Origin of the sequence: Spongorhabdus nitratireducens, from assembly GCA_947387575.1 — a bacterium.
Lineage (GTDB): Bacteria > Pseudomonadota > Gammaproteobacteria > Pseudomonadales > Endozoicomonadaceae > CANDOC01.
On the sequence record CANDOC010000004.1, the window covers coordinates 321,494 to 346,314 of the forward strand.

At 51.8% G+C, this 24,821-nt stretch carries 24 protein-coding genes and 1 riboswitch; of the genes, 12 read left to right on the forward strand and 12 right to left on the reverse strand.

Translation table 11 applies throughout. From position 1 onward, the window contains the following. Positions 1-23: 23 nt before the first annotated feature. The 5 genes from ACYZZ0_RS09920 to ACYZZ0_RS09940 form a co-directional block, all read right to left on the reverse strand. A complete protein-coding gene (locus ACYZZ0_RS09920; RefSeq protein ID WP_461536459.1) occupies positions 24-512 on the reverse strand; it encodes a universal stress protein in 489 nt (162 codons plus the stop codon). A gap of 93 nt (positions 513-605) precedes the next feature. Beyond that, entirely contained in the window at positions 606-1,934 is a 1,329-nt protein-coding gene (locus ACYZZ0_RS09925; protein WP_461536460.1) for a TRAP transporter large permease, read from the reverse strand. 13 nt (positions 1,935-1,947) lie between these two features. Further along, entirely contained in the window at positions 1,948-2,478 is a 531-nt protein-coding gene (locus ACYZZ0_RS09930) for a TRAP transporter small permease (protein ID WP_461536461.1), read from the reverse strand. An 11-nt stretch (positions 2,479-2,489) separates the two neighbouring features. Then, the gene (locus ACYZZ0_RS09935) at positions 2,490-3,554 is read right to left on the reverse strand and encodes a TRAP transporter substrate-binding protein (RefSeq protein ID WP_461536462.1); all 1,065 of its coding nucleotides are present in this window, start codon (positions 3,552-3,554) and stop codon (positions 2,490-2,492) included. A 96-nt stretch (positions 3,555-3,650) separates the two neighbouring features. Continuing rightward, entirely contained in the window at positions 3,651-4,040 is a 390-nt protein-coding gene (locus ACYZZ0_RS09940; RefSeq protein WP_461536463.1) for a 5-carboxymethyl-2-hydroxymuconate isomerase, read from the reverse strand. Between the two features lie 248 nt (positions 4,041-4,288). Between ACYZZ0_RS09940 and hpaH the strand changes: the two genes are divergently transcribed. The 12 genes from hpaH (at position 4,289) to ACYZZ0_RS10000 (ending at position 16,921) form a co-directional block, all read left to right on the forward strand. Then, a complete protein-coding gene (gene hpaH, locus ACYZZ0_RS09945) occupies positions 4,289-5,092 on the forward strand; it encodes a 2-oxo-hept-4-ene-1,7-dioate hydratase (RefSeq protein ID WP_461536464.1) in 804 nt (267 codons plus the stop codon). 17 nt (positions 5,093-5,109) lie between these two features. Beyond that, positions 5,110-5,916, forward strand: a complete 807-nt coding sequence (hpaI, locus tag ACYZZ0_RS09950; protein WP_461536528.1) for a 4-hydroxy-2-oxoheptanedioate aldolase — start codon at positions 5,110-5,112, stop codon at positions 5,914-5,916. Between the two features lie 30 nt (positions 5,917-5,946). Beyond that, positions 5,947-6,615 carry a fumarylacetoacetate hydrolase family protein gene (locus tag ACYZZ0_RS09955; protein ID WP_461536465.1) on the forward strand — a complete coding sequence of 223 codons (669 nt, stop codon included), beginning with the start codon at positions 5,947-5,949 and terminating at the stop codon, positions 6,613-6,615. A gap of 2 nt (positions 6,616-6,617) precedes the next feature. After that, positions 6,618-7,400: a fumarylacetoacetate hydrolase family protein gene (locus ACYZZ0_RS09960; RefSeq protein WP_461536466.1), complete on the forward strand. Its 783-nt coding sequence runs from the start codon at positions 6,618-6,620 to the stop codon at positions 7,398-7,400. Positions 7,401-7,492: 92 nt separating this feature from the next. Beyond that, the gene (hpaE, locus tag ACYZZ0_RS09965; protein WP_461536467.1) at positions 7,493-9,025 is read left to right on the forward strand and encodes a 5-carboxymethyl-2-hydroxymuconate semialdehyde dehydrogenase; all 1,533 of its coding nucleotides are present in this window, start codon (positions 7,493-7,495) and stop codon (positions 9,023-9,025) included. 107 nt (positions 9,026-9,132) lie between these two features. Continuing rightward, positions 9,133-10,044 carry a 4-hydroxyphenylacetate catabolism regulatory protein HpaA gene (gene hpaA / locus ACYZZ0_RS09970; protein ID WP_461536468.1) on the forward strand — a complete coding sequence of 304 codons (912 nt, stop codon included), beginning with the start codon at positions 9,133-9,135 and terminating at the stop codon, positions 10,042-10,044. A gap of 99 nt (positions 10,045-10,143) precedes the next feature. Further along, positions 10,144-10,566 carry a homoprotocatechuate degradation operon regulator HpaR gene (gene hpaR, locus ACYZZ0_RS09975; RefSeq protein ID WP_461536469.1) on the forward strand — a complete coding sequence of 141 codons (423 nt, stop codon included), beginning with the start codon at positions 10,144-10,146 and terminating at the stop codon, positions 10,564-10,566. Positions 10,567-10,807: 241 nt separating this feature from the next. Further along, on the forward strand, positions 10,808-11,734 hold the full coding sequence (gene hpaD, locus ACYZZ0_RS09980) for a 3,4-dihydroxyphenylacetate 2,3-dioxygenase (RefSeq protein WP_461536470.1): 927 nt from the start codon (positions 10,808-10,810) through the stop codon (positions 11,732-11,734). A gap of 47 nt (positions 11,735-11,781) precedes the next feature. Next, positions 11,782-13,005, forward strand: a complete 1,224-nt coding sequence (locus tag ACYZZ0_RS09985) for a Bcr/CflA family multidrug efflux MFS transporter (RefSeq protein WP_461536471.1) — start codon at positions 11,782-11,784, stop codon at positions 13,003-13,005. Positions 13,006-13,225: 220 nt separating this feature from the next. Further along, entirely contained in the window at positions 13,226-14,395 is a 1,170-nt protein-coding gene (locus ACYZZ0_RS09990) for a p-hydroxyphenylacetate 3-hydroxylase oxygenase component (RefSeq protein ID WP_461536472.1), read from the forward strand. Between the two features lie 84 nt (positions 14,396-14,479). Further along, the gene (locus ACYZZ0_RS09995) at positions 14,480-15,400 is read left to right on the forward strand and encodes a p-hydroxyphenylacetate 3-hydroxylase reductase component (protein ID WP_461536473.1); all 921 of its coding nucleotides are present in this window, start codon (positions 14,480-14,482) and stop codon (positions 15,398-15,400) included. 84 nt (positions 15,401-15,484) lie between these two features. Continuing rightward, the gene (locus ACYZZ0_RS10000) at positions 15,485-16,921 is read left to right on the forward strand and encodes an NAD-dependent succinate-semialdehyde dehydrogenase (RefSeq protein WP_461536474.1); all 1,437 of its coding nucleotides are present in this window, start codon (positions 15,485-15,487) and stop codon (positions 16,919-16,921) included. Positions 16,922-17,003: 82 nt separating this feature from the next. Here ACYZZ0_RS10000 and ACYZZ0_RS10005 read toward each other — a convergent pair whose 3' ends face one another. The 7 genes from ACYZZ0_RS10005 to ACYZZ0_RS10035 all read right to left on the reverse strand — a co-directional run bounded on the left by ACYZZ0_RS10005 (position 17,004) and on the right by ACYZZ0_RS10035 (position 24,791). Continuing rightward, positions 17,004-17,966: an ABC transporter substrate-binding protein gene (locus ACYZZ0_RS10005; protein WP_461536475.1), complete on the reverse strand. Its 963-nt coding sequence runs from the start codon at positions 17,964-17,966 to the stop codon at positions 17,004-17,006. A gap of 54 nt (positions 17,967-18,020) precedes the next feature. Continuing rightward, positions 18,021-18,770, reverse strand: a complete 750-nt coding sequence (locus ACYZZ0_RS10010; protein ID WP_461536476.1) for an ABC transporter permease — start codon at positions 18,768-18,770, stop codon at positions 18,021-18,023. Then, entirely contained in the window at positions 18,767-19,540 is a 774-nt protein-coding gene (locus tag ACYZZ0_RS10015) for an ABC transporter ATP-binding protein (protein ID WP_461536477.1), read from the reverse strand. Before ACYZZ0_RS10015 ends, ACYZZ0_RS10010 begins: the two co-directional genes overlap by 4 nt. A gap of 110 nt (positions 19,541-19,650) precedes the next feature. Continuing rightward, positions 19,651-19,762: riboswitch (TPP riboswitch) on the reverse strand. Positions 19,763-19,898: 136 nt separating this feature from the next. Beyond that, positions 19,899-20,744, reverse strand: coding sequence for an SDR family oxidoreductase (locus ACYZZ0_RS10020; protein ID WP_461536478.1), 846 nt, complete (start codon positions 20,742-20,744; stop codon positions 19,899-19,901). Positions 20,745-20,961: 217 nt separating this feature from the next. Then, positions 20,962-21,558: a TetR/AcrR family transcriptional regulator gene (locus ACYZZ0_RS10025; RefSeq protein ID WP_461536479.1), complete on the reverse strand. Its 597-nt coding sequence runs from the start codon at positions 21,556-21,558 to the stop codon at positions 20,962-20,964. A gap of 21 nt (positions 21,559-21,579) precedes the next feature. Beyond that, complete coding sequence (locus ACYZZ0_RS10030) at positions 21,580-23,583, reverse strand: acetyl/propionyl/methylcrotonyl-CoA carboxylase subunit alpha (protein WP_461536480.1); 2,004 nt, start codon at positions 23,581-23,583, stop codon at positions 21,580-21,582. A gap of 26 nt (positions 23,584-23,609) precedes the next feature. Then, positions 23,610-24,791, reverse strand: coding sequence for an acyl-CoA dehydrogenase family protein (locus ACYZZ0_RS10035; RefSeq protein WP_461536481.1), 1,182 nt, complete (start codon positions 24,789-24,791; stop codon positions 23,610-23,612). Positions 24,792-24,821 lie beyond the last annotated feature (30 nt).

Consider the following 24,821-nt stretch of genomic DNA (forward strand, 5'->3'; position numbering starts at 1 on the left):
GGGGCACATATAATTAGATCAGTTTACCCTTCCAGCGGCACAATCATCACCGGAATCTTGCTGCGGTAAAGTATCTTGTTAGCAGTAGAGCCCATAAAGAACTTTTCCATCGCAGAGTGATGACGGGCACCCATCACAATCACATCGGCCTCAATATCTTCCGCAACCTTCAGAATGACTTTCCAGGGCAGTCCCCGCTCCACCCGGGTTTTGATATTTTCCTGGGAAAGATGGTCACTTTCTTCGAGTTCTGTGGCACAAAACCGGTCGATACGTTTGGTTACCTTGTTGCAGAGGTAATCCATACCATCCTTTTCCCGTTGCTCCAGCTCATCCTGATCCATAATATTACGTACCAGATTCTGGGCTGATGCCGGTAGTGGTTCTACCACATGCAGAAAAGTGATTTCCGATTGATAGTGTCCACAAAGGCTCATCGCCTGACGAAAGGCCGGGCGTGATCCTGGTTCCATATCAGAGGCGTATAGAATTTTCTTCATTCCGGTCAGCATGGTTGTCCCTCCTGGCCTGTTCCTGACTCTGCACAGGCAGCCTGATACTGCCTGTGGTTTTTATTGTTGTTTTAGATTTATTCTGACGTTTAATTAGCGATAAAGCAGTTCCGGCAGAAACAGGGAAATCTGGGCGATAAAAACAATCAGCAGCAGTCGTACGATATCGGCGCACCAGAAAGGGGTTACCCCCTTGAAAATGGTGCCGGTATTCACATCACGCAAAACTGCACTCAGAACAAACACGTTCATTCCGACCGGTGGTGTTATCAGACTGATCTCGGTGACAACCACCACCACGATACCAAACCACACCAGATCAAAGCCAAGGCTGGATACCAGCGGGAAGAATACCGGCACGGTTAACAGCAGCATGGACAAGCTTTCAAACACCATGCCCAGCACAACATAGATACCGAGAATCGCCAGAATCACCACAATCGGAGGTACATCCAGGTTGCTGACAAACTCCAGCAGAGCTTCCGGCAGACCTGCCCGGTTGATAAAGTCGGAGAAGATCAATGCACCGATTACCACCGCAAACAGCATGGCAGAGGTGCGCAGGGTATCGATCAGAGTGGCGAACAAAGTACCGAGTGACAGTGAACGACGGTAAAGGGCGATCACAAAAGCGCCACCTGCACCGATACCGGCAGCTTCCGTTGGAGTGAATACTCCCAGATAAATGCCGCCCATCACCAGTACAAACAGTGAAAGTACACCACCAACGCCTTTCAGCGCCTGAATACGTTCAGGCCAGGGCATCTTCTCACCGGCAGGACCAGCTGAAGGGTTACGCATCACCACATAACGGACAGCAACCAGATAAAGCAGAATACCAAGCAGGCCTGGAATAAAGCCGGCTGCGAACAATTCACGGATACTGGTTTCGGTCAGCAACCCGTAAATGACCAGAATAACACTGGGCGGAATCAGGATTCCCAGAGTGCCGCCAGCGGCAATGGAGGCCGAAGCCAGGGCATCGGAATAACCAAATTTGCGCATCGGCGGCATGGCAACCCTGGCCATGGTGGCAGAGGTAGCCAGGCTGGAACCACAGATGGCCGAAAAACCGCCACAAGCGACAACTGTTGCCATGGACAAGCCGCCACGACGATGCCCAAGAAAGGCGTACGATGCCTGATAAAGTTCCTGGGAAAGGCCCGAGCGGGTTACCAGGTTACCCATCAGGATAAACAGGGGAATCACCGACAGGCTGTACTCCTGCACGGTATCGATAACCCGGTATGAAGCCATGGACAGCACGCCGGTCCAGCGAAAGTCCGTCATGTTGTCAAAAGTCAGCCCCTGCAGCACAGCAAAGCCGAAGAAACCGACCAGTCCCATGCCGAAGGCAATGGGCACCCGAATGACAATAATCAGAAACAGGAGGATGGCAAAGCCAATAAGTACTACGGACATCAATCAATCCCCCTTATTGTTCTGTATTCCGGGATTCGCCGGAAGTAATAATTCGGTAGATGCCGTAGCTGATCATGCCGAAAGCAGTGACCCAGCTCATGGTCGCAATATACTGCACGATATATCCGGTTGGCAGCTCCAGATATTCGGTGACGACTCCGCGGCGCAGGGAGCGTTCTGCCAGCTGGAAAATGCGCACACCCAGAAAATACATCGAGGTGGATATCGCGAAAGCGGCTACCAGACCCAACACCTTGATGACGACACTGCCCAGGTATTTGTCGAGCATGTCGACAACAACATGACCTCCGCGCCAGGTCATCACCGGCATTTCTGCAAACAGCATGATGGCCAGCGCCAACTCAGTCAGTTCGGTGACACCGTCAACAGAGTTGTTGAACAGGTATCTCCCGCCAACATCGATGCAGGTCATGACCATGAGAAGAAAAAGTACGACAGCTGCCACAACTTCGAGCGCAAAGGCCAGCCATCGGACCGGCCCTGCCTCGTCGTAGTGCGCACGAACCCATGCACTCAACGACATGATGACTCCCTTTACTGCTTGTTATTTTCGGCGCTTGTTTTTTCGTAGTCTTGCGCGATGCTGCGAAGGTCAGCCAGAGCCAGCTCTGCGTTAACACCACGATCCTTAACGCTGGCGATCCAGTCTTCCTGCATGCCCTTGATCATTGTCTGGAATTCACGGGCCATGGCATCGGTTTCTGCGATTTCAATCAGGTTTACGCCAGCTTCAACTGCGGCTTCACGCCCTTGCTTGTCACCCTCATCCCAGGCCCGGCCAGCGAGCGCAGACAGCTTCTCGCCGGAAACGCTGAGAATGGCTTCACGATCACGGGCATCAAGATCTTCCAGGAAGTAGGGGTCAATAAACATGGAGAAACTGCCCAGGTACATGCCGCCCGGAATCATGGTGACGTTAGGTGCGACCTCCTTCAGGCGCAGAACTTTCTGCTCTCCCATCGGCATAAACACACCATCGATAACGCCCTGTTGCATCATTTCATAGACTTTGGGAGCCGGTGCCGCGACGGCAGTGATTTCCATGCGCTCACCGAGCTCGGTCTGGACACCGCCACCAATGCGGATCTTTTTACCCTTGATCTGATCCCATGAGGTAATCGGATCAGCAGAGTGGAGATAACCAGGGCCATGGGTAAACATGCCGATAACTTTCAGTCCGGCAAACTCGTCTGCCTGCTCAAAGTGCTTCTTGTAAACCTGCCACAGCGCTACGGATGCAGCTTCTGCACTGACTCCAAGTCCGGGCAATTCAGCGGCAACAGGTAGCTTGAAGCGGCCCGGCACATAGCCGTGATAGCTGAACGCCGCGTTGACTACACCGTCTTCTACCAGTTGAAACATGGTCTTGGGGTGGCCCAGACCATCCACGATTTTGACTTTGACCCGGCCTTCAGTCGCTTCTTCAACCCATTTGGCCCAGGTTGGCCAGACGACACTGTTTTGCGGATTGGTCGGCGGCAGCCAGGTACCAACCCGCAGTACGGTTTCTGCAAATGCTCCGGAAGACAGGGTGGATAGCGCCAGTCCCGCAACAATGGCGGCTGCTCTGGCTTTGGAAAACAGCTTTTTTATTATCATGTTCAGCTCTTGGTCTCGATTGTAAATATTGTTATGACGAGGGCTTTTGGCCTTAACGGTAGAAGGAGGGGTACCCCTTTACAGGCCACTCACTGCTTACCCGTTACCGGAAAACAGTGAATGAATGTTGTTCTTGTTGAACTTGAAAACCGGGTCGAGCTCGGTCAACTCAAAGGAGATCTGGCAATAACCGGTGTCTGTAACCGGTTTCATCCACTCACAGAAAATCGCAAAGACGGTTTCCGACACTTCCTGCTTCAGGCTGTCATCCCGACCCGGGCCGATTTTCATACTGAGGTTGATGTAGGCGAAATCCTCGCGACCATCGGCTACCCGAAAATCATCACAGCGGATCGCCCGGCTGCGAACGCCTCCCAGAGGAAAAACTCCGGTACTGACAACGTACTCATGCAATTGCTTGAACAGCGGCTGAAAGTCGAGCCTGTCGTGTAAGTTGCCTGAGTAGTCAACGATGAAGTGGGGCATATCGTTTGCTCCCTCACTTTGTTGTTATTTTTGCCTGCTTCATTTTTTATCAGCAGGATTTGCCGACAATTTATTTAACATATTAACTTATGTCAACCGGTGTATCTTTATGTGCTTTAAAATAAGGGTTATTGACTTAATTAATATGTTAAATAAAATGCCGGTAAGCAAAATAATAATCTGATGCCTGATCAGGTCTGATTCAACAGAACCTGAAACATCGAATAACAACAGGAAGCATCACCAGCATGTTAACTCCGGAACAGATTACTGCTGCCGCCAACCGGTTGCATCAGGCGGAAACCTCCCGCGAACAGATTACCGCTCTGACCCTTGAGCATCCTGAAATGACGATGGATGACGCCTATGCCATCCAGAAGGCCTGGGTGGATCAGAAGATTGCCAACGGCCGTTCAGTCATTGGTTACAAGGTTGGCCTCACTTCCCGTGCCATGCAGATGGCGGTGAATATTGATGAACCCGACTACGGTGTACTGCTGGATGACATGCTGTTCGAGGATGGCGCCACCATAAAAGCCTCTGATTTTCTGGATCCCCGGATTGAGGTAGAGCTAGCGTTTATTCTGAACAAGCCGCTGTTTGGTGAAAATGTCTCAATTTTTGATGTCTACAATGCCACCGATTATGTGATTCCGTCGCTGGAGCTGATTGCAGCACGTTGCATGCGGACCGATCCGAGTACCGGCTATACCCGCAAGATCCATGACACCATCTCGGATAATGCTGCCAATGCCGGAATTGTACTGGGTGGCCGTCCGGTCAAACCTACCGAGATGGATCTGCGCTGGGCCGGTGCTGCGTTGTACGTGAATGGCCAGATTGAAGAGACCGGTCTCGCTTCCGGTGTGCTGGGTCATCCGGCCAAGGGGATAAGCTGGGTTTGCAAGCGCTTTGCCCCTCATGGTGTAGGGCTTGAGCCGGGCCAGATTATCCTGTCAGGTTCATTTACCCGGCCGGTGCCGGTCAAGGCAGGTGACACAGTTCATGCTGACTTTGGTTCCCTCGGCGGTATCGCCCTTCGCTTTGAATAATAGCCGGAGAGCTGATGATGGATCTGCCCCAAAACCGTTTTAAACAGAAGATGACCAGTGGTCAGCCACAGTTCGGTCTGTGGCTGGGATTGCCGGATAACAGTGTGGCCGAAATTGTTGCCGGTGCCGGCTATGACTGGCTGCTGATAGACGGTGAGCACGCACCGTTTGACCTGCGCACCATCCTTGCTCATCTGCAGGCCATGGCTCCCTATGATGTGGCGCCGATTGTCCGTCCGGTTCAGGGAGACACCGCACTGATCAAGCAACTGCTGGATATCGGTGTCCAGACCCTGCTGGTACCGATGGTGGAAGATGCCGAACAGGCCCGGGGACTGGTTCAGGCTGTGCGTTATCCGCCCCAGGGGATTCGTGGTCTGGGTACATCTCTGGCCCGTGCTGCCCGCTGGAATAATGTGCCTGGTTACCTGACGCAAGCCAATGACGAAATCTGCCTGATCATACAGGTAGAAACCGCCAGTGCTATGGACAACCTGGATGAAATTCTGGCTGTTGAAGGTGTGGACGGCGTATTTATCGGGCCTTCCGACCTCTCAGCTTCCATGGGGTATATCGGTGATGCGGGTCATCCAGCTGTGGTTGAAGCTATTACCGCTGGGCTGGAAAAGATCCGCGCTGCCGGCAAGTATGCCGGCCTGCTTTGTCTGGATCCGGCACTAGCCGGGCAATATATCGACAGCGGGGCCAATTTTGTGGGGGCCGGGGTGGATACCATGATTCTTTCCCAGGGCGTCCGGAAACAGTTACAGCTGTTTCGTGGCAAGGAGCCTGCCGCTGATGAATCACCACAGGCCGGTTACTGATCCAGAAGAAATATTCAGAAGAAAGACAATATGAATAACAAGACATTGGTTAACAGCAAGCTGGTGTGCGTTGCCCTGAATGACAGGGAGCAACTGAATGCCATGGACAGTGCTTTTAATGAAGCCCCGTACAAACAGCCGCCGACGGAACCGGTGCTTTACTACAAGCCACGTAATACCTGGAATGTGGAAGGTGCAGCAATCGAATGGGCCAAAGACTTTGACGGAAATGATGTAGAAAGCATGGTTGTTGGCGCCAGTCTGGGTGTCGTTATCGGTAAGGAAGCCTGTCGCGTCAACCGTAGTCAGGCGCTGGAATATGTTGGCGGTTACACCATTGTCAGCGATTTCTCGTTACCTGAAAAAAGCTACTATCGTCCGGATATCAAGGGTAAGTGCCTGGATGGTTCTGCACCCGTAGGGCCGGAAATTATCAGTGCAGAGCAGATTGCTGATCCGGACGGACTGGTTGTTACGATTGCCGTCAATGGCGAGAGAAAAAGCCAGTTTCCTCTGCTCAATATGGAGCGCTCTGTTGCCGAGCTGATCGAAACCATTAGCCATATCATGACACTCCAGCCTGGAGAGATTATCGCTGTCGGCTTTGCCGGTGATCGTGTGCCGGTAGCCAAAGGCGACCAGGTGGCAGCGGCTATCGAAGGTGTTGGTACGCTCAATAACACGCTGGGGGGAGCATAATCATGAGACGCGCACGTATTGTTTTTCAGGGTAATGAGCTGGATATCACTATTGATGCCAACGACATTATTCGTACGTCCGCCGGTGATGTTGTTGACGTATCACTGGAGTCTGACCAGATTACCTGGCTACCCCCGGTCAAAGTGCCCGGCACCATCTTTGCGCTGGGGCTGAATTATGCCGATCACGCAACCGAGCTTGCCTTTGAGCCGCCCAAGGAACCGCTGGTCTTTATCAAGCATGCCAATACCCTGACCGGCCACAAGCAGGTGAGTTACCGCCCGGATGGCATCGAGTTTCAGCATTATGAATGCGAGCTGGTGGCTGTCATCGGCAAAACCGGCAAGAACATCAAGCGTGAAGATGCTATGGAATATGTGGCCGGCTACACCGTCTGCAACGATTTCGCCATTCGTGACTATCTGGAAAACTATTACCGCCCAAATCTGAGGGTAAAAAGCCGCGACTCACTGCTGCCTATGGGACCATGGATTGTCGATGCTGCTGATGTGGCAGATGTCAGCAACCTGCGTCTGACAACAACCGTCAATGGCGAAGTCACCCAGGACGGATCTACCAAAGACATGATTTTTGATATCCCGTTTCTGGTGGAATACCTGAGCAAAATCATGACCCTGAATCCGGGTGATATCATCGCCACGGGTACTCCGCATGGCGTAGTTGATATGCAGCCGGGGGATACTGTGGTCTGCAGTATTGAAAATATCTGCTCGCTGGAGACCCGAATGGTTTCCGAGCAGGAATATTACGGTGACAGATACTGAGTCAGTGGCTGTGTCGCGACTGGAAAGTGATTCAGCCTCAAGCGGCACTGTGCGTCATGGAATAACAACAGAAATAATTCAGGAGCTCGGCCATGAGTGATACCCAGGCAACTAATATGGAGCGCGCTGTCCAGTATCTGGAGCGTTTCAAGAACACGACTACCGGTCACTACATCAACGGTGAATTCACCCTTGGTAGCGGTAATGAGCAGTACGACAATGTTACCCCGACTGATAACACTTCAATCGGTAAAGTAGTCGCTGGCGCTGTTGCTGATATGGATGCTGCCTGTGAAGCCGCAGAGACTGCATTTGAAGAGTGGGCGGCTACACCGGGTGCCGAACGCAAACGGCTGTTGAACAAGTTTGCCGACAAGCTGGTGGAACGGGCCGATGAGATCGCATTGGTTGAATCGATGGACTGTGGTCAGGCAATCCGTTTCATGAAACAGGCTGCGGTGCGAGGCGCAGCCAATTTCCGCTTCTTTGCTGATAAAGCCCCGGAAGCCCAGAATGGTCTGGCCCTGCATCAGCCGGAACATATCAACTATACCGTGCGCAAGGCGATTGGCCCGGTGGGTATTATCACTCCGTGGAATACACCATTCATGCTCTCGACCTGGAAGATCGCTCCGGCACTGGCTGCTGGCTGTACCGTGGTACACAAGCCTGCAGAGCTAACACCTCTAAGTGCCTATATTCTGGCCGAGATCGCTGATGAAGTATTGCCGAAGGGTGTCTGGAATATGGTCAACGGCTTTGGTGAAAGTGTTGGCAAACGAATGACCGAGCACCCGGCTATCAAGGCAGTAGCGCTGGTGGGTGAGTCGGCTACCGGCTCCCATATTATGCGCCAGGGAGCAGATACCCTGAAACGGATGCACTTTGAGCTGGGTGGCAAGAACCCGGTTATTGTATTTGATGATGCTGACTTTGAGCGGGCGCTGGATGCCGTGGTATTCATGATTTACAGCCTGAACGGCCAGCGCTGTACCTCTTCCAGTCGTCTGCTGATTCAGAGCGGTATTCGTGACCGCTTTATGGAAGCACTGGAGCAGCGGGTTCGCAACCTGCAGGTTGGTCATCCGCTGGATCCTGCCACCGAAGTCGGCCCATTGGTACATACCGGTCACTTCGACAAGGTGATGAGCTATATGGATATTGCCAAAGCAGATGGTGCCACTATTGCTGTGGGCGGTAACCGTATCCTTGAACCGCAGGGTGACTTTGCTGCAGCCGGTAACTATGTAGAGCCGACCCTGTTTACCAATGCGACCAATGGTATGCGTATTGCCCAGGAAGAGATCTTCGGGCCGGTATTGACCGCGATCTCGTTTGATACCGAAGAGGAAGCTGTTGCTCTGGCAAACGACACCCAGTACGGCTTGTCCGGCTATATCTGGACCGAGAATACCGGTCGAGCGATGCGAATGGCCAAATATGTGGAAGCAGGCATGCTATGGGTGAACTCCGAGAATAACCGCAACCTGCCGTCTCCGTTCGGTGGCATCAAGATGTCCGGTATTGGTCGCGATGGTGGTGACTGGAGCTTTGACTTCTATATGGAGACTAAAAACGTCTGTATTGCCCACGGTACCCATCGTATCCCGCAACTGGGTAAATAATCTGGATAAAAACTGATTTTTCATTGCGGACGTCCGGGCAGGGAGGAGGTTTTGTGTTGGCACCTTCTTTGTGCCCGGACCTCCCATGGGAAAAACAGGGTGATGTTATGCTCACGGCAACAGCAGACTGGATACCGAATATTATCATGGGTCAAGACTATGACCGGCGGTATCTGGATGCCACTATTCACTATGCCGAGTTCGGTAATCTGGCAGTGTTTTTTGGCCGGGATATGCCGGTTCATCGGCATGCTCAGTATGTCCAGATTCATTTTATCGACCGGGGCGACATTCATTTTCATATGGATGACAAGGTATTTCACACCACCGGCCCGACCTGCTTTTATACTCCGGCCTCCGTGCCTCACTCATTTCTGACCGATGATGATGCTCGTGGTCATGTACTGACTATACATCAGTCGTTTATCTGGCAGTTGATGAAAGAGAGTCAGGATCAGCTTTTCAGTGCTCGTCTGGCTATGGGTATCTGTATCGACCATACCAGTCTGGATGATCATCAGCAGTTACAGTGGATACAGCTGAACCGGACGCTGCAGCTGCTGGGTGATGAATGGAAACGATCAGAACCCGGCAAGGATCTTGCTGTGGAAGCACTGGTGCGAATGGTACTGCTTTGTCTTATTCGCCTGTCTGATAGCAAGGCTGAAAGCACCTGTGTCAACAGTGATGACCTGCATCTGTTTAACCGTTTTTCAACCCTGGTGGAAGAGCACTATCAGCAGCACTGGCAACTGGCCCGTTATACTCAACGGCTCGGCGTGTCTGAAAGCAGGCTGAACCAGTTGTGTCAGCAAATATCTAACAGTTCGCCGAAAAAACTGATTCATGATCGCATGATCAAGGAAGCCAAACGGATGCTGACGTTTACCAAACAGTCAGCCAGTGATATTGGCTACGGACTTGGTTTTTCCGATCCGGCGTATTTCTCGCGGTTTTTTAAAAAGCATGCGGGTATCACCGCACAAAATTATCGAAAACAACAAAAAACAATTCTGTAGCACTTGGCTGGACCGTGCTTTTGGAAGCATATAGTGTAAGATCGCGCTTGTCCGGGCAGGTAAGGACTCCTGCCAGAAAAGCCAGAATGAGTGGATGCTATGCGTAAATTTCAAGATTCTATCCCCCTCAAACTCCTGAAAGCCCGTGAAGTCACCATGGGATTTTTCCGTCCGGTGCTGCAGGAAATTCCGCTGACGGAGCAGCAGTGGCGTATTATCCGGGCACTCAATGAGTATGACGAGCTGGAGTCCAAGCAGCTGGCCGATCTTTGCATTTTGTTGAGTCCGAGCCTGACCGGCATTCTTAACCGGCTGGAACAACAGGACTATATTCGGCGGCGCAAGTCTCCGGAAGATCAACGACGCATCCTTATCAGCCTGACGCCTAAAGCCAAGAAAATGTTCGATGAAGTTAGCCCCAGACTGGAAGAACGCTACAGGGCCATGACCCGAAAATTGTCTGCAAAGGACATGAAAGCGCTGGATGAGGTTTTGAATAAACTCTGCAGTATTGAACCATAAGTACCCGGCCGGGTACTTATGCACTAAAAAAACGACAGGTTTGTCCATTGACAATAGTTAGCGTATTAAATAAATTGCGAGCTAATTACTTAACATGTTAACAATAATTCGGGCTGATTTAATTCGACTGTCGTTTTTGCCGCATGTGATCTGGATACAACAGATCGGTGCTCAAGCAAAAAGCCCGTAAAAAATTATCCATAAAAACCTTCAATAACCAGAAATATAAGAGGTCACAATCATGGGGAAACTTGCACTTGTAGCCAAAGTGACACACGTTCCGTCCATGTATCTGTCTGAAATGGATGGCCCGCAGAAGGGGTTCCGTCAGGCGGCAATCGATGGTCATGTTGAAATTGGGCGTCGCTGTCGTGAGCTGGGTGTTGATACCATTGTCGTATTTGATACACACTGGCTGGTCAATGCCGGTTACCATATCAACTGTGCGCCTCATTTTGAGGGAAACTACACCAGTAATGAGTTGCCGCATTTTATCGCCAATATGCCATTTGAATACGACGGTAACCCGGAGCTTGGGCGTATTCTGAGCGACGAGTGCAAGGCTCAGGGTGTTGATGTACTGGCTCATGATGCCACATCACTGGATCCCGAATACGGCACACTGGTTCCCATGCGTTATATGAATCAGGACCGGCACTTCAAAGTCATCTCTGTTTCTGCCCTGTGTACCGTTCATTATCTAAATGATAGTGCCCGCCTGGGCTGGGCCATGCGTGAAGCTATCGAAAAACACTATGACGGTACTGTCGCATTTCTTGCCAGTGGTTCCCTGTCTCACCGCTTTGCCCAGAATGGCCAGGCACCCGAGTTTATCAACAAGATCTGGAGTCCGTTCCTTGAGACCCTGGACAAGGAAGTGATCGGCATGTGGACCCGTGGTGAGTGGAAGGCTTTCTGCGAAATGCTGCCGGAATATGCTGCCAAGGGTCATGGTGAAGGCTTTATGCACGACACAGCCATGATGCTGGGTGCGCTGGGTTGGTCTGAGTATGATCAGCCGGCGGAGGTTGTTACGCCTTACTTTGGTAGCTCCGGTACCGGGCAGATTAATGCGGTATTCCCGGTATCCCCGCAGACCGGTGCAGGAATTCCCGAACCGCAGGCATCGGTGGTTCAGGAATTCAAAGCCAACGCCAGCCGTCTCTAACAGGTGAAGGCCCGTTTCCTGATGGAGCGGGCCCTGATAATAAAAATATGACTGCAATTCCTAACCCACAACGACTACTTGTCCTGCTGGCAGCGATGCAGGCATTCGGGCCACTTTCCATTGATATGTACCTGCCCGGACTGCCACTGATTGCCGGAGAGTTGGGCAGTAGTGCCAACCATGCCCAGCTGACGATTACGTCATTTCTGGTCGGGCTGTTTATCGGCATGTTGTTCTATGGCCCTCTGTCCGACAAATATGGTCGTCGCCGGCTGCTACTGGGTGGAATTGTTGTTTATGTGATTGCCAGTCTCGGCTGTGTGCTGGTGAAAGATGCAGATCAGCTGGTTCTGGCCCGCTTTATTCAGGCGCTGGGCGGTGCTGCGGCTTCGGTGCTGGGACGCGCCATTGTGCGGGATTTGTTTCCCATCAATGAAGCTGCACGCATTCTGTCATTGATGCACCTGATCACTATGATTGCCACGCTGGTTGCTCCATTGGTGGGCAGTCTGATCATCACAACACTGGGCTGGCGGGCGTTGTTTCTGGCACTGATGCTATACGCATCTACGGTACTGATGTTCACCCTCTGGAAAATACCGGAAACCCATGCCAGCCCGTCACGAGAGCTGAGTTTACCGGCGGTATTCGGGGGCTATCTGCAACTACTCCGTGAGCCGGTGGCTGTTGGTTATATTCTGTGCATGTCACTGACGTTTGCCGGAATGTTTGCCTATATCACCGCTTCCCCGTTTGTTTATATCGAGTTTTTTGGCGTCACACCGGAGCAATATGCCTGGCTGTTCAGCCTGAATATCGGGGCCATCATTTTGTTTGTGACGGTAAACGCCAGAATAGTCAGCAGTACAGGTACGCAACGTATGTTGACTATTGCTGCATCCACTGCAGCGATCTCTGCCCTGTTGCTGTTATTGGGTGGCTGGTTTTCGACAGGGGGACTGACGCTGATAGTGATTGCCCTGTTTGGTTTTGTTGGTGTGACTGGTGTGATGGGAGCCAACTGCATGGCCAGCCTGCTGGGGCATTATCCGCAGCAGGCAGGTACTGTGGCAGGTCTGGCTATTGCGACCCAGTTTGGACTGGGAGCGCTTGCCAGCTCGCTGACAAGTGTTTTTAACGATGGTACACCGCTTCCCATGACGATGATTACAGGCTTCTGTGGGCTGGGTGCCTATGGCGCATTAATGATGGCATTGCAGGCGTTGAAGACCGTTGGAGAAGAAAAACAAAATACCGCGCAACAAAGCTGAAAAGTGCAATAAACCTGCAAAAAATTACATTTTCAGTTTGTTGTGGGTCGGGAATAATTCATCCCATAAGACTTTTGACTTGCAGTTTTTCCTGATCCGGTAAGGACTGTTCTGTTTCATAAAAACAGTCCGGTGCAAATAAAAAACCCGAATGCCATTGCAGGTTTTCAGGGAAAACAAAACTATCGTGATCGTATAATAAGAAGCAGAGAGAATAACAATGAAAAAGCAGAATCCAATGCTGGATCGTCTTACCGAGATCCTTCCTGCCATTCGCGCCAATGCCTGCAAGGCTGAAGAGTTACGTCAGGTGCCGCAGGAAAATATCGATATGCTGAATAGTATCGGCCTGCACCGTTCATTCCTGCCAAAAGCCTATGGTGGTCTGGAAATTTCCCTGCCCGAGTTTACCGACTGTATTGCTGCACTGGCCGGTGCCTGCTGCAGTACTGCCTGGGCTTACAGCCTGCTGTGTACCCACAATCATCAGTTGGCGATGTTTTCCAAGGAAGCCCAGGACGAGATCTGGGGTGAAAACCCGGACGCAGTTGCTTCCAGCAGTATTGCGCCGTTTGGCAAGCATGAAGAAGTAGAAGGCGGTGTTCGCTTTACCGGTGATATGCGCTGGAGCAGTGGTGTGGATCATGCTGACTGGATCATTGTCGGATTTAACCGTTTTAACGACGCCGGCGAGAAGATTTACAGCTTCGGTGTTATTCCCAAAAGCGAGTTCACCATTATTGATGACTGGCATTCTATCGGCATGCAGGGCAGTGGTACCAAAACTGCCAGCATCAAGAATGTATTTATTCCCGAGCGTCGGATTCAGGCTGCAAAAGATATGATGGAAGGTCGCTCTGCCGGCTTCGGTCTGTATCCGGACAGCAAGATTTTCTACACCCCTTATCGTCCCTATTTCGCCTGTGGATTCGCGGCCATGAGCCTTGGTGTCGCAGAGCGGATGTGTGAAGTTTACAAGGACATCACCAAAAACCGGGTTCGTGCCTATACCGGTGCCCAGGTCAATGCCTCAATTCCGCCATTACTGCGCATTGCCGAGTCTACCCATCAGGTAAAAGCAGCTCGTGCTTTCCTCGAAGCCACCTGGAATGATCACAAAGAGCATGGTGAGCGTAAGGAGTATCCATCTACAGAAACGCTGGCTTACTGGCGTACCAATCAGGCCTATGCCATCAAGATGTGTATTGATGCGGTTAACCGCCTGTTTGAAGCCATGGGCGCCAGCAACTGGTATCTGGACAAGGAAGGTCAGCGCCTGTTCCGAGAGTCACATATGACCGGGGCTCACGCTTACACCGACTATGACGTTTGTGCCCAGATTCTGGGTCGTCACCTGATGGGACTGGAGCCGGATCCGGCTCTGCTGTAAACGCAGCACAGGCCCGGATTCAGCCTCTTTCGAAAGAAAGGGGCTTTGTTTTCAATTTATCGACTGCATATTCAGGTGAATATCATGACTCAGGCAACCGAATTTGACTCTACTGCATTTCGTCGTGCACTTGGGAACTTTGCCACGGGCATTACTGTTATCACAGCTACTGCGCCCAATGGTGACAAGGTCGGTGTGACGGCCAACAGCTTTAATTCCGTTTCGCTGGATCCGCCGCTGATTCTGTGGAGCATTGATAAACGCTCCGGCAGTTATCCTGTCTTCAAAGAGGCAACGCACTTTGCTGTAAATATTCTGGCGGCAGACCAGATGCATCTGTCCAACCACTTTGCCCGTCCGAGTGAGGACAAGTTCGCCGGTATTGATTACGAAACCGGTTTTGGCAAGGCACCACTGTTACCTGACTGCTCTGCCGTATTCCAGTGTGAAAACCATGAAATTATTGAAGGCGGGGATCACTGGATCATGATCGGCAAGGTGGTGGCATTTGAAGATGTTGGCCGTTCGCCGCTGCTTTACCATCAGGGTAGTTACTCTGTCGTCATGCCGTTTACCCAGCAAAGCGATCAGAAAGCTGATGCCGCTGAGCCTCAGGAGCGGCTGGATAATAACTACTACTACCTGATGACCCAGGCTGTTCGGGCCTATCAGAAGAATTATCAGCCTCGTCAGCTTGCAACCGGTCTGCGTACCAGTGAAGCACGGATATTGATGGTGCTGGGACAGGATCGTGCTCTCGACAACAAGGCATTGTTGAAAGAGGTGGATATGCCGCAACAGGAAATCGAAAGTGCTACAGAAATTCTGCTTCGCAAGGAACTGATCGGTCTGGCTGACGGCAGTTACAGCATAACAGCCAAAGGCGTCGAGAAAGCCGCTGAGTTATGGCAAATCGCCGATCAGGAACAAACCAGTGTCTTTGATCAATTCAGTGCCGACGATCTGGCTACTTTCAAAAAAGTGCTTAAGGCGATCGCTAACTAAAAAGCTGAATAAGGTTTTTATTTTGAGTGACAGGCTTCTTGTTGAAGTTTGCTGTCGACCCGATCATTTCTTCAAGAGTCGGTTATGGATCTGATAAAAAACAAATCTTTGCTGTCGTGCCTGTGTGAGCCATCAGACAGCTCTATCAATGTGACAAACCCGGCAACCGGTGAGGTGTTGGGTTGCATTCCCAGCCAGTCAGAGCAACAGGTTTTTGAAGCGCTGGATCAGGCTCAGGCTGCGCAAAAGTCATGGGCAAAAACGACGGCCAAAGAGCGCTCGGCTATGCTCAGGCGTTGGTTCAACCTGATGATTGAAAATCAGGATGATCTGGCGCGGATCATGACGCTGGAGCAGGGCAAGCCTTTAGCCGAAGCCAGGGGCGAGGTGGCTTATGGTGCTTCCTTTATCGACTGGTTTGCTGAGGAAGCCAAGCGTACCTACGGAAATACCATACCGAGCCATACCGAAGACCGTCGTTTGATGACTATCAAACAGCCGGTGGGTGTTGCTGCGGCTATCACGCCATGGAACTTTCCGATTGCCATGATTACCCGCAAGGCGGCACCGGCGTTAGCTGCAGGCTGCTGCTTTATCGGCAAACCTGCGGCACAGACACCGCTGTCGGCTTATGCGGTGGTCGAGCTGGCCTGGCAAGCGGGAATACCCAGAGAGGTGATTCAGCTGGTCGTCAATCCATCCGCACGTATTATCGGTGATGCTTTTTGCAACAGCGATATCGTACGCAAGTTGTCATTTACCGGTTCAACCCAGATTGGACGTATGCTGACGGCGCAGTGTGCGCATACGGTCAAGCGGGTTTCAATGGAACTGGGTGGAAATGCGCCGTTTGTCGTGTTTGATGATGCGGATATTGATGCGGCGGTTAAGGGAGCCATTGTTTCCAAGTTCCGCAATGCCGGTCAGACCTGTGTCTGTGCCAACCGTTTCTATGTTCATGACGCTGTTTATGATCAGTTCGTTGACCGCTTTGTATCAGCAGTCAGTCAACTGAAAACCGGTAACGGTCTTGAAGAAGGCATAACCATTGGCCCGATGATCGATCAGGCTTCAAAAACCAATATTCAGTCACTGGTCGAACAGGCGGTCAGTCAGGGCGCCCGGGTTGTAGCCGGCGAGCAGCAGCGTGAAGGGCTGTTTGTGGAACCTGTGGTACTGGTGGATGTTGATCACTCCATGGATATCGTGCAGGAAGAGATCTTTGGCCCCATTGCACCGGTTATTCGTTTCAGCAGTGACGACGAACTGATCACAATGGCCAACGACACCATCTATGGTCTGGCGGCCTATTTCTACAGCCGGGATATCAACCGGATATGGAAAGTTGCCGAGGCACTGGAATACGGCATGGTTGGTATTAACGAAGGTCTTGTTTCAACCGAGCTGGCACCTTTTGGCGGTGTTAAGCAGTCAGGTTTTGGTCGCGAAGGCGCGAAGGAAGGTATCGATGAATATCTGGAGATAAAGTATCTCTGTTTCGGTGGTCTTGATAACGACTGATATTCTGCAATAGTGCGCGAAAGGACATTCCTTTCTGTATAAAAAAGGGTGCTTTCTCTCCGTTGAGAAAGCACCCTTTTGCTTAGTAAAGCTCCAGCATCAACTGACTCATATCCGGCAGTTGCTTGATTTCCTTGTGTTCTTTCAGATACTCGGCATAACGCAGGTATCTGCCCTTGTCCATGGCAGAAGGACGCAGGGCAAAGCGGTTGGCGGTGTCGTACCATGCTAGTTTATTAAGCTCGTTATCCAGCGTGCCGGGGTTGTAGCTTTTGAAAATATCCCAGGCTTCATCCGGATGGTTGGTAATAAACTGGGCACCCATTTCGACCGCTTGCAGGAAACGACGGATGGCTTCCTTGTTGGCAGTTTTGCTGTTGGCAATAAATACCAGCTCATCGTAAGCCGGAACGCCATGCTCTTCGAGGAAGAACATACGACCTTTACTCTTGTGCAGTTTCAGACTGTTCAGCTCGAAGTTACGGTAGCCGTGAAGCAGGGCATCGACCCTACCGGTCATCAGGGAAGACGACAGGTTCCAGCCGACATTAATCATTTTGACATCATCAGCGCCAAAACCGTAGGGTTTGAAAATGGTGTCGAGTACTGCTTTTTCGGTACCGGCGACGCTGAAACCGATTGACTTGCCTTTCATATCTGCCAGAGATTTGATCGGGCCATCATCCAGTACAATCAAACCATCTAGGGGTGTGGCAATCAGAGTGCCGGCCCAGGACAGTGGCAGGCCATCACTGGCAGCCTGAATCAGGTTGGTCTGGTAAAAGATGGCCAGATCCACATCGCCGGCAGCAACCAGTTTGGGCGGCAGATCAGGTTCGGCAGGCTCCTGTAGGGTGACCTTGACGCCAGTCTTGTCAAAGTAGCCCTGTTGCTGAGCAATAATGATCGGGCCGTGGTCGGGGTTTACAAACCACTCCAGCATTAGCGTCATTTCTTCCGGCTTGCTGGTCTTGGCAGGCTCACCGGCTTTGGCCAGCATGGGCAGCAGGCTGATCATTATCAGTGCAATCAGTTTTCTAAACATCGATACCTCTCATTACTTCTTGGGTAGATTGTTGGATATGTGTTTCAGTGGAATTTAATATGCTGTTTTTTGCTGCCACGGAATCAGCCAGCGCAACAGGTTGTCGGTTATGTAGTAGAGCGCGACGGAGCAGAATGCCAGTACGGTCAGGGCGGCAAACATCAGATCAACCCAGAGCCGGGCATTGGCCTGCAGCATCAGGTAACCCAATCCGGCGCTGGAACCTACCCATTCACCGACAACGGCGCCGATAGGAGCGACAACTACAGCGACACGAAGGCCTGAAGCGAGTGCAGGTAGGGCTGCCGGCCAGCGAATCAGTCGCAGCACTGAACGACCATTACCGCCCATGACATGGGCCAGATCGAGCCAGCCCTGATGGGTATGGCGCAGGCCGTCATAGCAGCAGGTTGCTACAGGAAAGAATATGACCAGTATGGTCATAATGACTTTTGAAGCCATACCGTAACCGAACCAGAGCATCAGCACCGGTGCCAGTGCAAATACCGGAATAGCCTGAGTGATCAGCAGTACCGGTAATAGCCACGGGCGAAGTCCGGCAAAATAAACCAGTACCAGTGCCATCAGCACACCAAACAGCACACCCAGGATTAAACCCAGTACCATCTCGGCCAGTGTGACCAGCGTGTGCTCCCACAACAGTCCGGCATCTGCCACCATGCGACTGAACACATCAACCGGCTCCGGCACGATATAGGGCGGAATTTCAAACAGCACGGCGGCACCCTGCCAAAGCAACAGCAGGCCTGCCAGAACAATCAGTGGCTTGATGGAATGTTTCATACACTCTCCCCGTGCTCTGCATGACGCAGGCGATCCAGCAGTTGCCCCTGCAATGCCATTAAACTGCTGTCTTCAAGTGAGCGGGGAGTCTGACCCGGGGGCTCGATAGCATCGGTCAGTTCAGCCGGCTGACCGCGCAGGTGGTAAACCTGATGCCCCAGCCGCAGAGCTTCCAGTGGATCATGGGTAATCAGAAGTACAGTACGTCCTGCCAGCAGTTCACAGGACAGGTCCTGCAAATCCAGCCGGGTAATGGCATCGACTGCGGCAAATGGTTCATCCATCAAAACAACCGGACGGTCTTCCATCAGGGTTCGGGCCAGCGCGACACGCTGGCGCTGGCCTCCGGACAGATTCTGGGGTAACTCGTTTGCCTTTGCGGCAAGGCCAACCCGTTCCAGAATAGAAAGGGCCCGGTCTTTTTGGTCCGCACTGAGCTTCGCCTTGCGGAACAGGCGGTTGCTGCGCAGCTGAATACCGGTTGTGACGTTATCCAGTACTGTGGCCCAGGGTAGCAGTGAATCCTGTTGAGACATCCAGGCAATTCGCCCGGTTAAAGGCTGATTATCACCACAACAAATCTCGCCACGGGTATTGATATTCTTCTGACGGGTCAGCCCTGCGATCATTCGCAGCAATGTGGTTTTGCCCACACCACTGCCACCCAGCAGACAGGTCCACTGGCCCGCTTTCAGGGTCAGGTCGAGATCTTGAAATATAACGTTATCCCCGTAAGCCAGTCCGGCTTTACGGAGGGTGATATCAAACACGCGAGTAAATACTCCGTCCCAAGGGCGGAGAAAGCAGACAGGAGTGAAGTCCCTTGATGCATTGTTGTTAATGCGTTGCTGTTAATACATCGTAATCAAGGGATATGCAGGTGTGCAGCCTGTCGGTTTCCTACGCCAGTATTATCTGGATCAGGTCCGTGGGTATGTCTCAGCCGCTTCGGTTTTCAGCACTCAAACCGGGCAGCACCCCAACCAACGGTGCGAAATGTATATGTTTTGTGCAAAAAGATCACCTTTTTTATCAGGGAAAAGTACTGATAACAGTAGAAGGTGAGCTTTCAATAGGGGAAAAGCGCCCGAAATCGGGCGCTGAAAGTATCACTTGGAAGAGGACTGATCAGTCGAGGTAAAGGTCGGGAAAAAGCTTGTCAGCAAGCTCAGGCTCTACGGCGTAGGAAGCAAAATCGGTGACGCCACGGCTGCCCAGAATATCCTCATCCAGCAGTGACTGTCCGGTCAGCGACATATCAGTGGTTGAAAGGATTTCATAGGCAGCATCAGCCATGATGGCAGGCTTGCGGCTGCGCTTCATAATTTCCGGACCACCGGCTTCGTACTCGATAGCCGCGGTGGCAATGGTTGTACGAGGCCACAATGAATTGACGGCAATACCATACTGCTCAAACTCTGCCGCCAAGCCCTGAGTCAGCAGGGTCATCCCATATTTGGTTACAGTGTAGGGGATGTAGGGCTTGAGCCACTTTTTATCCAGATTCAGAGGCGGCGACAGGTTGATAATATGACCGGCTTCCGATTTTTTCAGCCAGGGCAGGGCCGCTTGAGAACAAAGCAGTACTGCGCGAGTGTTGATCTGGTGCATCAGATCAAATCGTTTCAGTGGTGTAGCTTCGGCTGGGCGCAGATTGATTGCACCGGCATTGTTGATAACCGCGTCAATGCCGCCAAAATGTCCGGCCGCCTGTTCCATTACTGCATGAACCGCCGCTTCATCCCGGACATCAAGTTGCAGAGCCAGTGCAGAACCACCGGCCTCTTCGACTTCTTTGGCTACGGAATGAATAGTGCCGGGCAACTTTGGATGAGGTTCAGCAGACTTGGCGGCAATAACAATATTGGCACCATCGGCAGCACAGCGCAGGGCGATCTCGCGCCCTATACCGCGGCTGGCGCCAGTGATAACAATCGTTTTTCCCTGTAACTTGTTTTCTTTCTCAGTAGACATACAGCGCCTGTCATTGTTGTGAGTATTGTAGTAACTGCATTCTGGTGGGCAGTTTTAGAGCCTGTTCATGATCTTTCGTGGATAGCGAAAATGTTGAGAAAAAACTCAGGTGCTTCGATTTTTTGAGGCGCATAGTGGTGCTATGTAACGAGGAAAAGCGGAGCACCTGAGTTTTTTATCGGCATTTGCAGCCCACGACAAGATTTTGAACAGGCTCTTAGGGATCCTGGAACAGCATTGGCATTGCCATGTCAGTCAGTTGATCCAGCCCGAGCTGGCCGTCATCCTGATACCAGTGCGTTGTCCAGTAGAGTGCGCCGTGTACAAAACGACGCAGGATGAACGGATCTACTCCTTGTCGCAGTAAACTGCCTGCTCCATTCATTTCGGTCTGCCAGAGTTTTTCATAGGCATCGCGTCCTTCAAGCAGGGACTTCTGGCCTGACTCTGAGAGTGAGCGCCATTCATAGACCAGTACTGCAAGGGCATCCCCCTGATCTCCCCGAAGTGCCTCAAGTTCACAGCGAATCATGGCGCGCAAACGATCACGGGGTGATTCCAGCCCTTCCAGCGCCTGCTGGATTCTGCGAATCAGATTGCAGACAGACTCTTCCATCACCGCCCGCAGAATGTCGTCTTTGGACCTGAAATGGTGAAAGATACTTCCGGACTGGATACCAACCTCGGCAGCAATATCACGCACAGTGGTACGGTCAAAGCCCTTGGTACGGAACAACTGGGCTGCGCCCCGCATCAGGCGTCCACGAGGGCTGTCCGGGTCGGTAGGCTGTAATGCTAAAGCAGGTTCTGCCATTCGTTCACATCTCTGATAGTTTCAGGAAACTTCAGCCGGAGTAATTGTGGCCAGCAGTTGTTTGCTTTTAACCTGATCTCCGGCTGACACCTGTAGCTCACTCAGTACACCGTCACAGTCAGCTGTCAGGGGGTGTTCCATTTTCATTGCTTCAAGTACGACCACGGTCTGCCCTTTGGAAACCTGCTCGCCCGGTGTTGCCAGCGTAGCAATAATCTGTCCGTCCATGCTGGCGCAAAGTCGGCCGTTTGCCTTGTCGGAACCCGCTCTGGCGCAGTGCAGTGTTCTGTCCTCAAAGCAGAAATAGCTTTCACCGGTATCGATAATAATCTGACCGTTATGGTGCAAATATTTTACTGAGCGTCTAATGTCGTTTATGTGGTAAGTGACAGTGTTATTGTCAGTCGGGTAAATGGCAAGTTCTATCTGCTGATTATCCAGTGTGACCTGATAACTGTCTGGCCCGGAGCCGGTGATATCAAGGTTCCAGCTATTGCTGCTGGAATTTCGACCCGGATTATTTGCGAGGGCAAGCCTGCAACCGCGGGGTGCATTATGGGAGAAAGACCAACCGTGCTCATTTTGCGAGCGGTTATTATGGCGGCTGAGTACGGCGGCCAGAGCCAGTATCGTCAGCGGTGGCTCTCCTGATTGCAAGGCACTGGCAGAGCCGTAATGGGTCAGGAAGTCAGTGTTAAAGTCACCACTGGCAAAAACCGGATGCCTGACAATACGAGCCAGCCATGAACGGTTGGTGGTCACGCCCAGCAAGGAAGTCTGCTGCAGGGCATAATTCAGTTTACGCAGGGCTTCGCTGCGATCCCGGCCGTAGGCAATGACTTTGGCCAGCATCGGGTCGTAGTGAGGAGAAAGTGTCTGCCCTGTCTGGATACCGGCATCAATCCGGATACCGTCACCAGAGGCAGGTAACCACTGATGAATATATCCGGTCTGGGGCAGGAAGTTGCTTTCAGGATCCTCGGCATAAAGCCGGGCTTCGATTGCATGACCCTGAAGATTGATCTCATGCTGCCGTAGCGGCAGCGGGTATCCGGCGGCAACATCGAGCTGCCAGCTGACCAGATCCAGCCCGGTTACCAGTTCGGTTACCGGGTGTTCAACCTGAAGCCGGGTATTCATTTCCAGAAAATAGAACTCACCACTAGACGTCAGCAGAAATTCTACTGTACCGGCACCGCGGTAATTGCAGGCCAGTGCAGCCTGCACTGCAGCTTCGCCCATACGTGCTCGCAGCGCTTCATCAACAGCAGGGGAGGGCGCTTCTTCCAGCACCTTCTGGTGTCGGCGTTGGACCGAGCAGTCACGCTCTCCCAAGTGAACGACATTGCCATGGTGGTCTGCAAAAACCTGGATTTCAACATGGCGGGCACCGATAACCTGTTTTTCCAGAATCAGCTCGCTGCTGCCAAATGCGTTAAGCGCTTCGTTGCGCGCACTGCGCAGTAATTCGGGTAATTCTTCCGGGCTGGAAGCTACCCGCATACCGCGGCCGCCACCGCCTGCAGACGCTTTTATCATCAACGGAAAGCCGATAGTAATGGCTTCGCTGATCAGCCGCTCATCACTCTGGTCACTGTCTTCATAACCGGGAATGCAGGGGACACCGGCAGCCTGCATGGCAATCTTTGACAGCCGTTTGCTGCCCATTAATTCCACTGCATCGGCTGGTGGACCAATAAAGACGATATTCCGATCGGCACAGGCCCGGGCAAAGTCAGCATTCTCGGAAAGAAAGCCATAACCTGGATGGACAGCATCGGCTCCAGTTAGCTCCGCGGCTGCAAATATTTTTCCGGCATCAAGATAGGACTCTGTCACCGGTGCCGGGCCGATCAACACAGCTTCATCTGCTGCAGTAACATGAGGTGATGACTGGTCGGCTTCACTATAAACGGCAACAGTCTGATAGCCCTGGGCTTTTGCGGTACGAATGATTCTCAGGGCAATTTCGCCACGATTGGCGATCAGTATTTTATTGAACTGTCTGTAGCTGGAATGGGTCATTTATTTTTCTCCTGCAAGACAGTCCTTTAGTCATTCTTCTGTTGTGCTGCGTACGCCTGAACTTTGGGTGCAATGCCCATTAGTTTGGTAATAATTCCCAGCATGATTTCATCGGCGCCACCGCCAATGCCGGTCAGGCGCAGGTCGCGGTGATAACGGTTGACCTGATTATCAAACATGTAACCCATGCCACCCCAGTACTGAACACAGGTATCGGTAACTTCACGGGTCAGGCGGCCAGCCTTGAGTTTTGCCATGGATGCCAGCTTGGTAACATCGCCACCATTGATATAGGTTTCTGTTGCCTGATAAACCAGTGCCCGCAGGGCTTCGATTTCGGTTTGCAACTCGGCCAGCCGGTAATGAATGACCTGGTTATGCAGCACTGGTTGGCCAAAGGTTTTACGCTCACGCAGATATTCAATCGTGTCATTGAGGCAGGACTCCATTGATTTGAGTCCCATGGCGGAGCCAAACAGACGCTCTTCCTGAAACTGAATCATCTGCATGGTAAAACCCGCACCTTCCTGACCAATCAGGTTACGACGAGGCACTCGTACATCGTCGAAAAATACCTGAGCGGTGTCCGATGATCGCATACCAAACTTGTTCAGCTTTTCAGAAAAACTGATTCCCGGCAGGTGGGAAGGCACAACAATCAATGACTTGTTTTTGTGAGCCGGATCATCAGAGGTATTGGCCAGCAAACAGAAAAAGTCCGCCTGTGTCGCATTGGTAATCCACATTTTGGTACCGTTGATGATGTAGTCATCACCATCTTTCCGGGCCTGAGTTTTGGTTGCAGCCACATCGGAGCCGGCACCGGGTTCACTCACGGCAATCGAGGCTACTTTTTCTCCGGCAATGGCAGGAGCCAGAAATTCCTCTTTCAGTTCATTCGAACCGAAACGGGCCAGAGCTGGAGTGGCCATATCGGTTTGTACTCCGATGGCCAGTGATACACCACCGGACTGACAAAGTCCCAGCTCTTCTGAGAAGGCAACCTGATAGCTGTAATCCAGACCCAGTCCGCCATGGGCTTCTGGTTTGGTAATTCCCAGCAAACCCAGATCGCCCATTTTTTTAAATACTTCATGGGCAGGGAAGGCACCGGCTTTTTCCCACTCTTCGGTATGGGGGTTCAGTTCTTTTTCAACAAAGTCGCGGACGGTTTTCTGGATGGCCTTGTGTTCTTCAGTAAACAGCATGGGAGTGAATCCTTTTTATATCGTTATTGT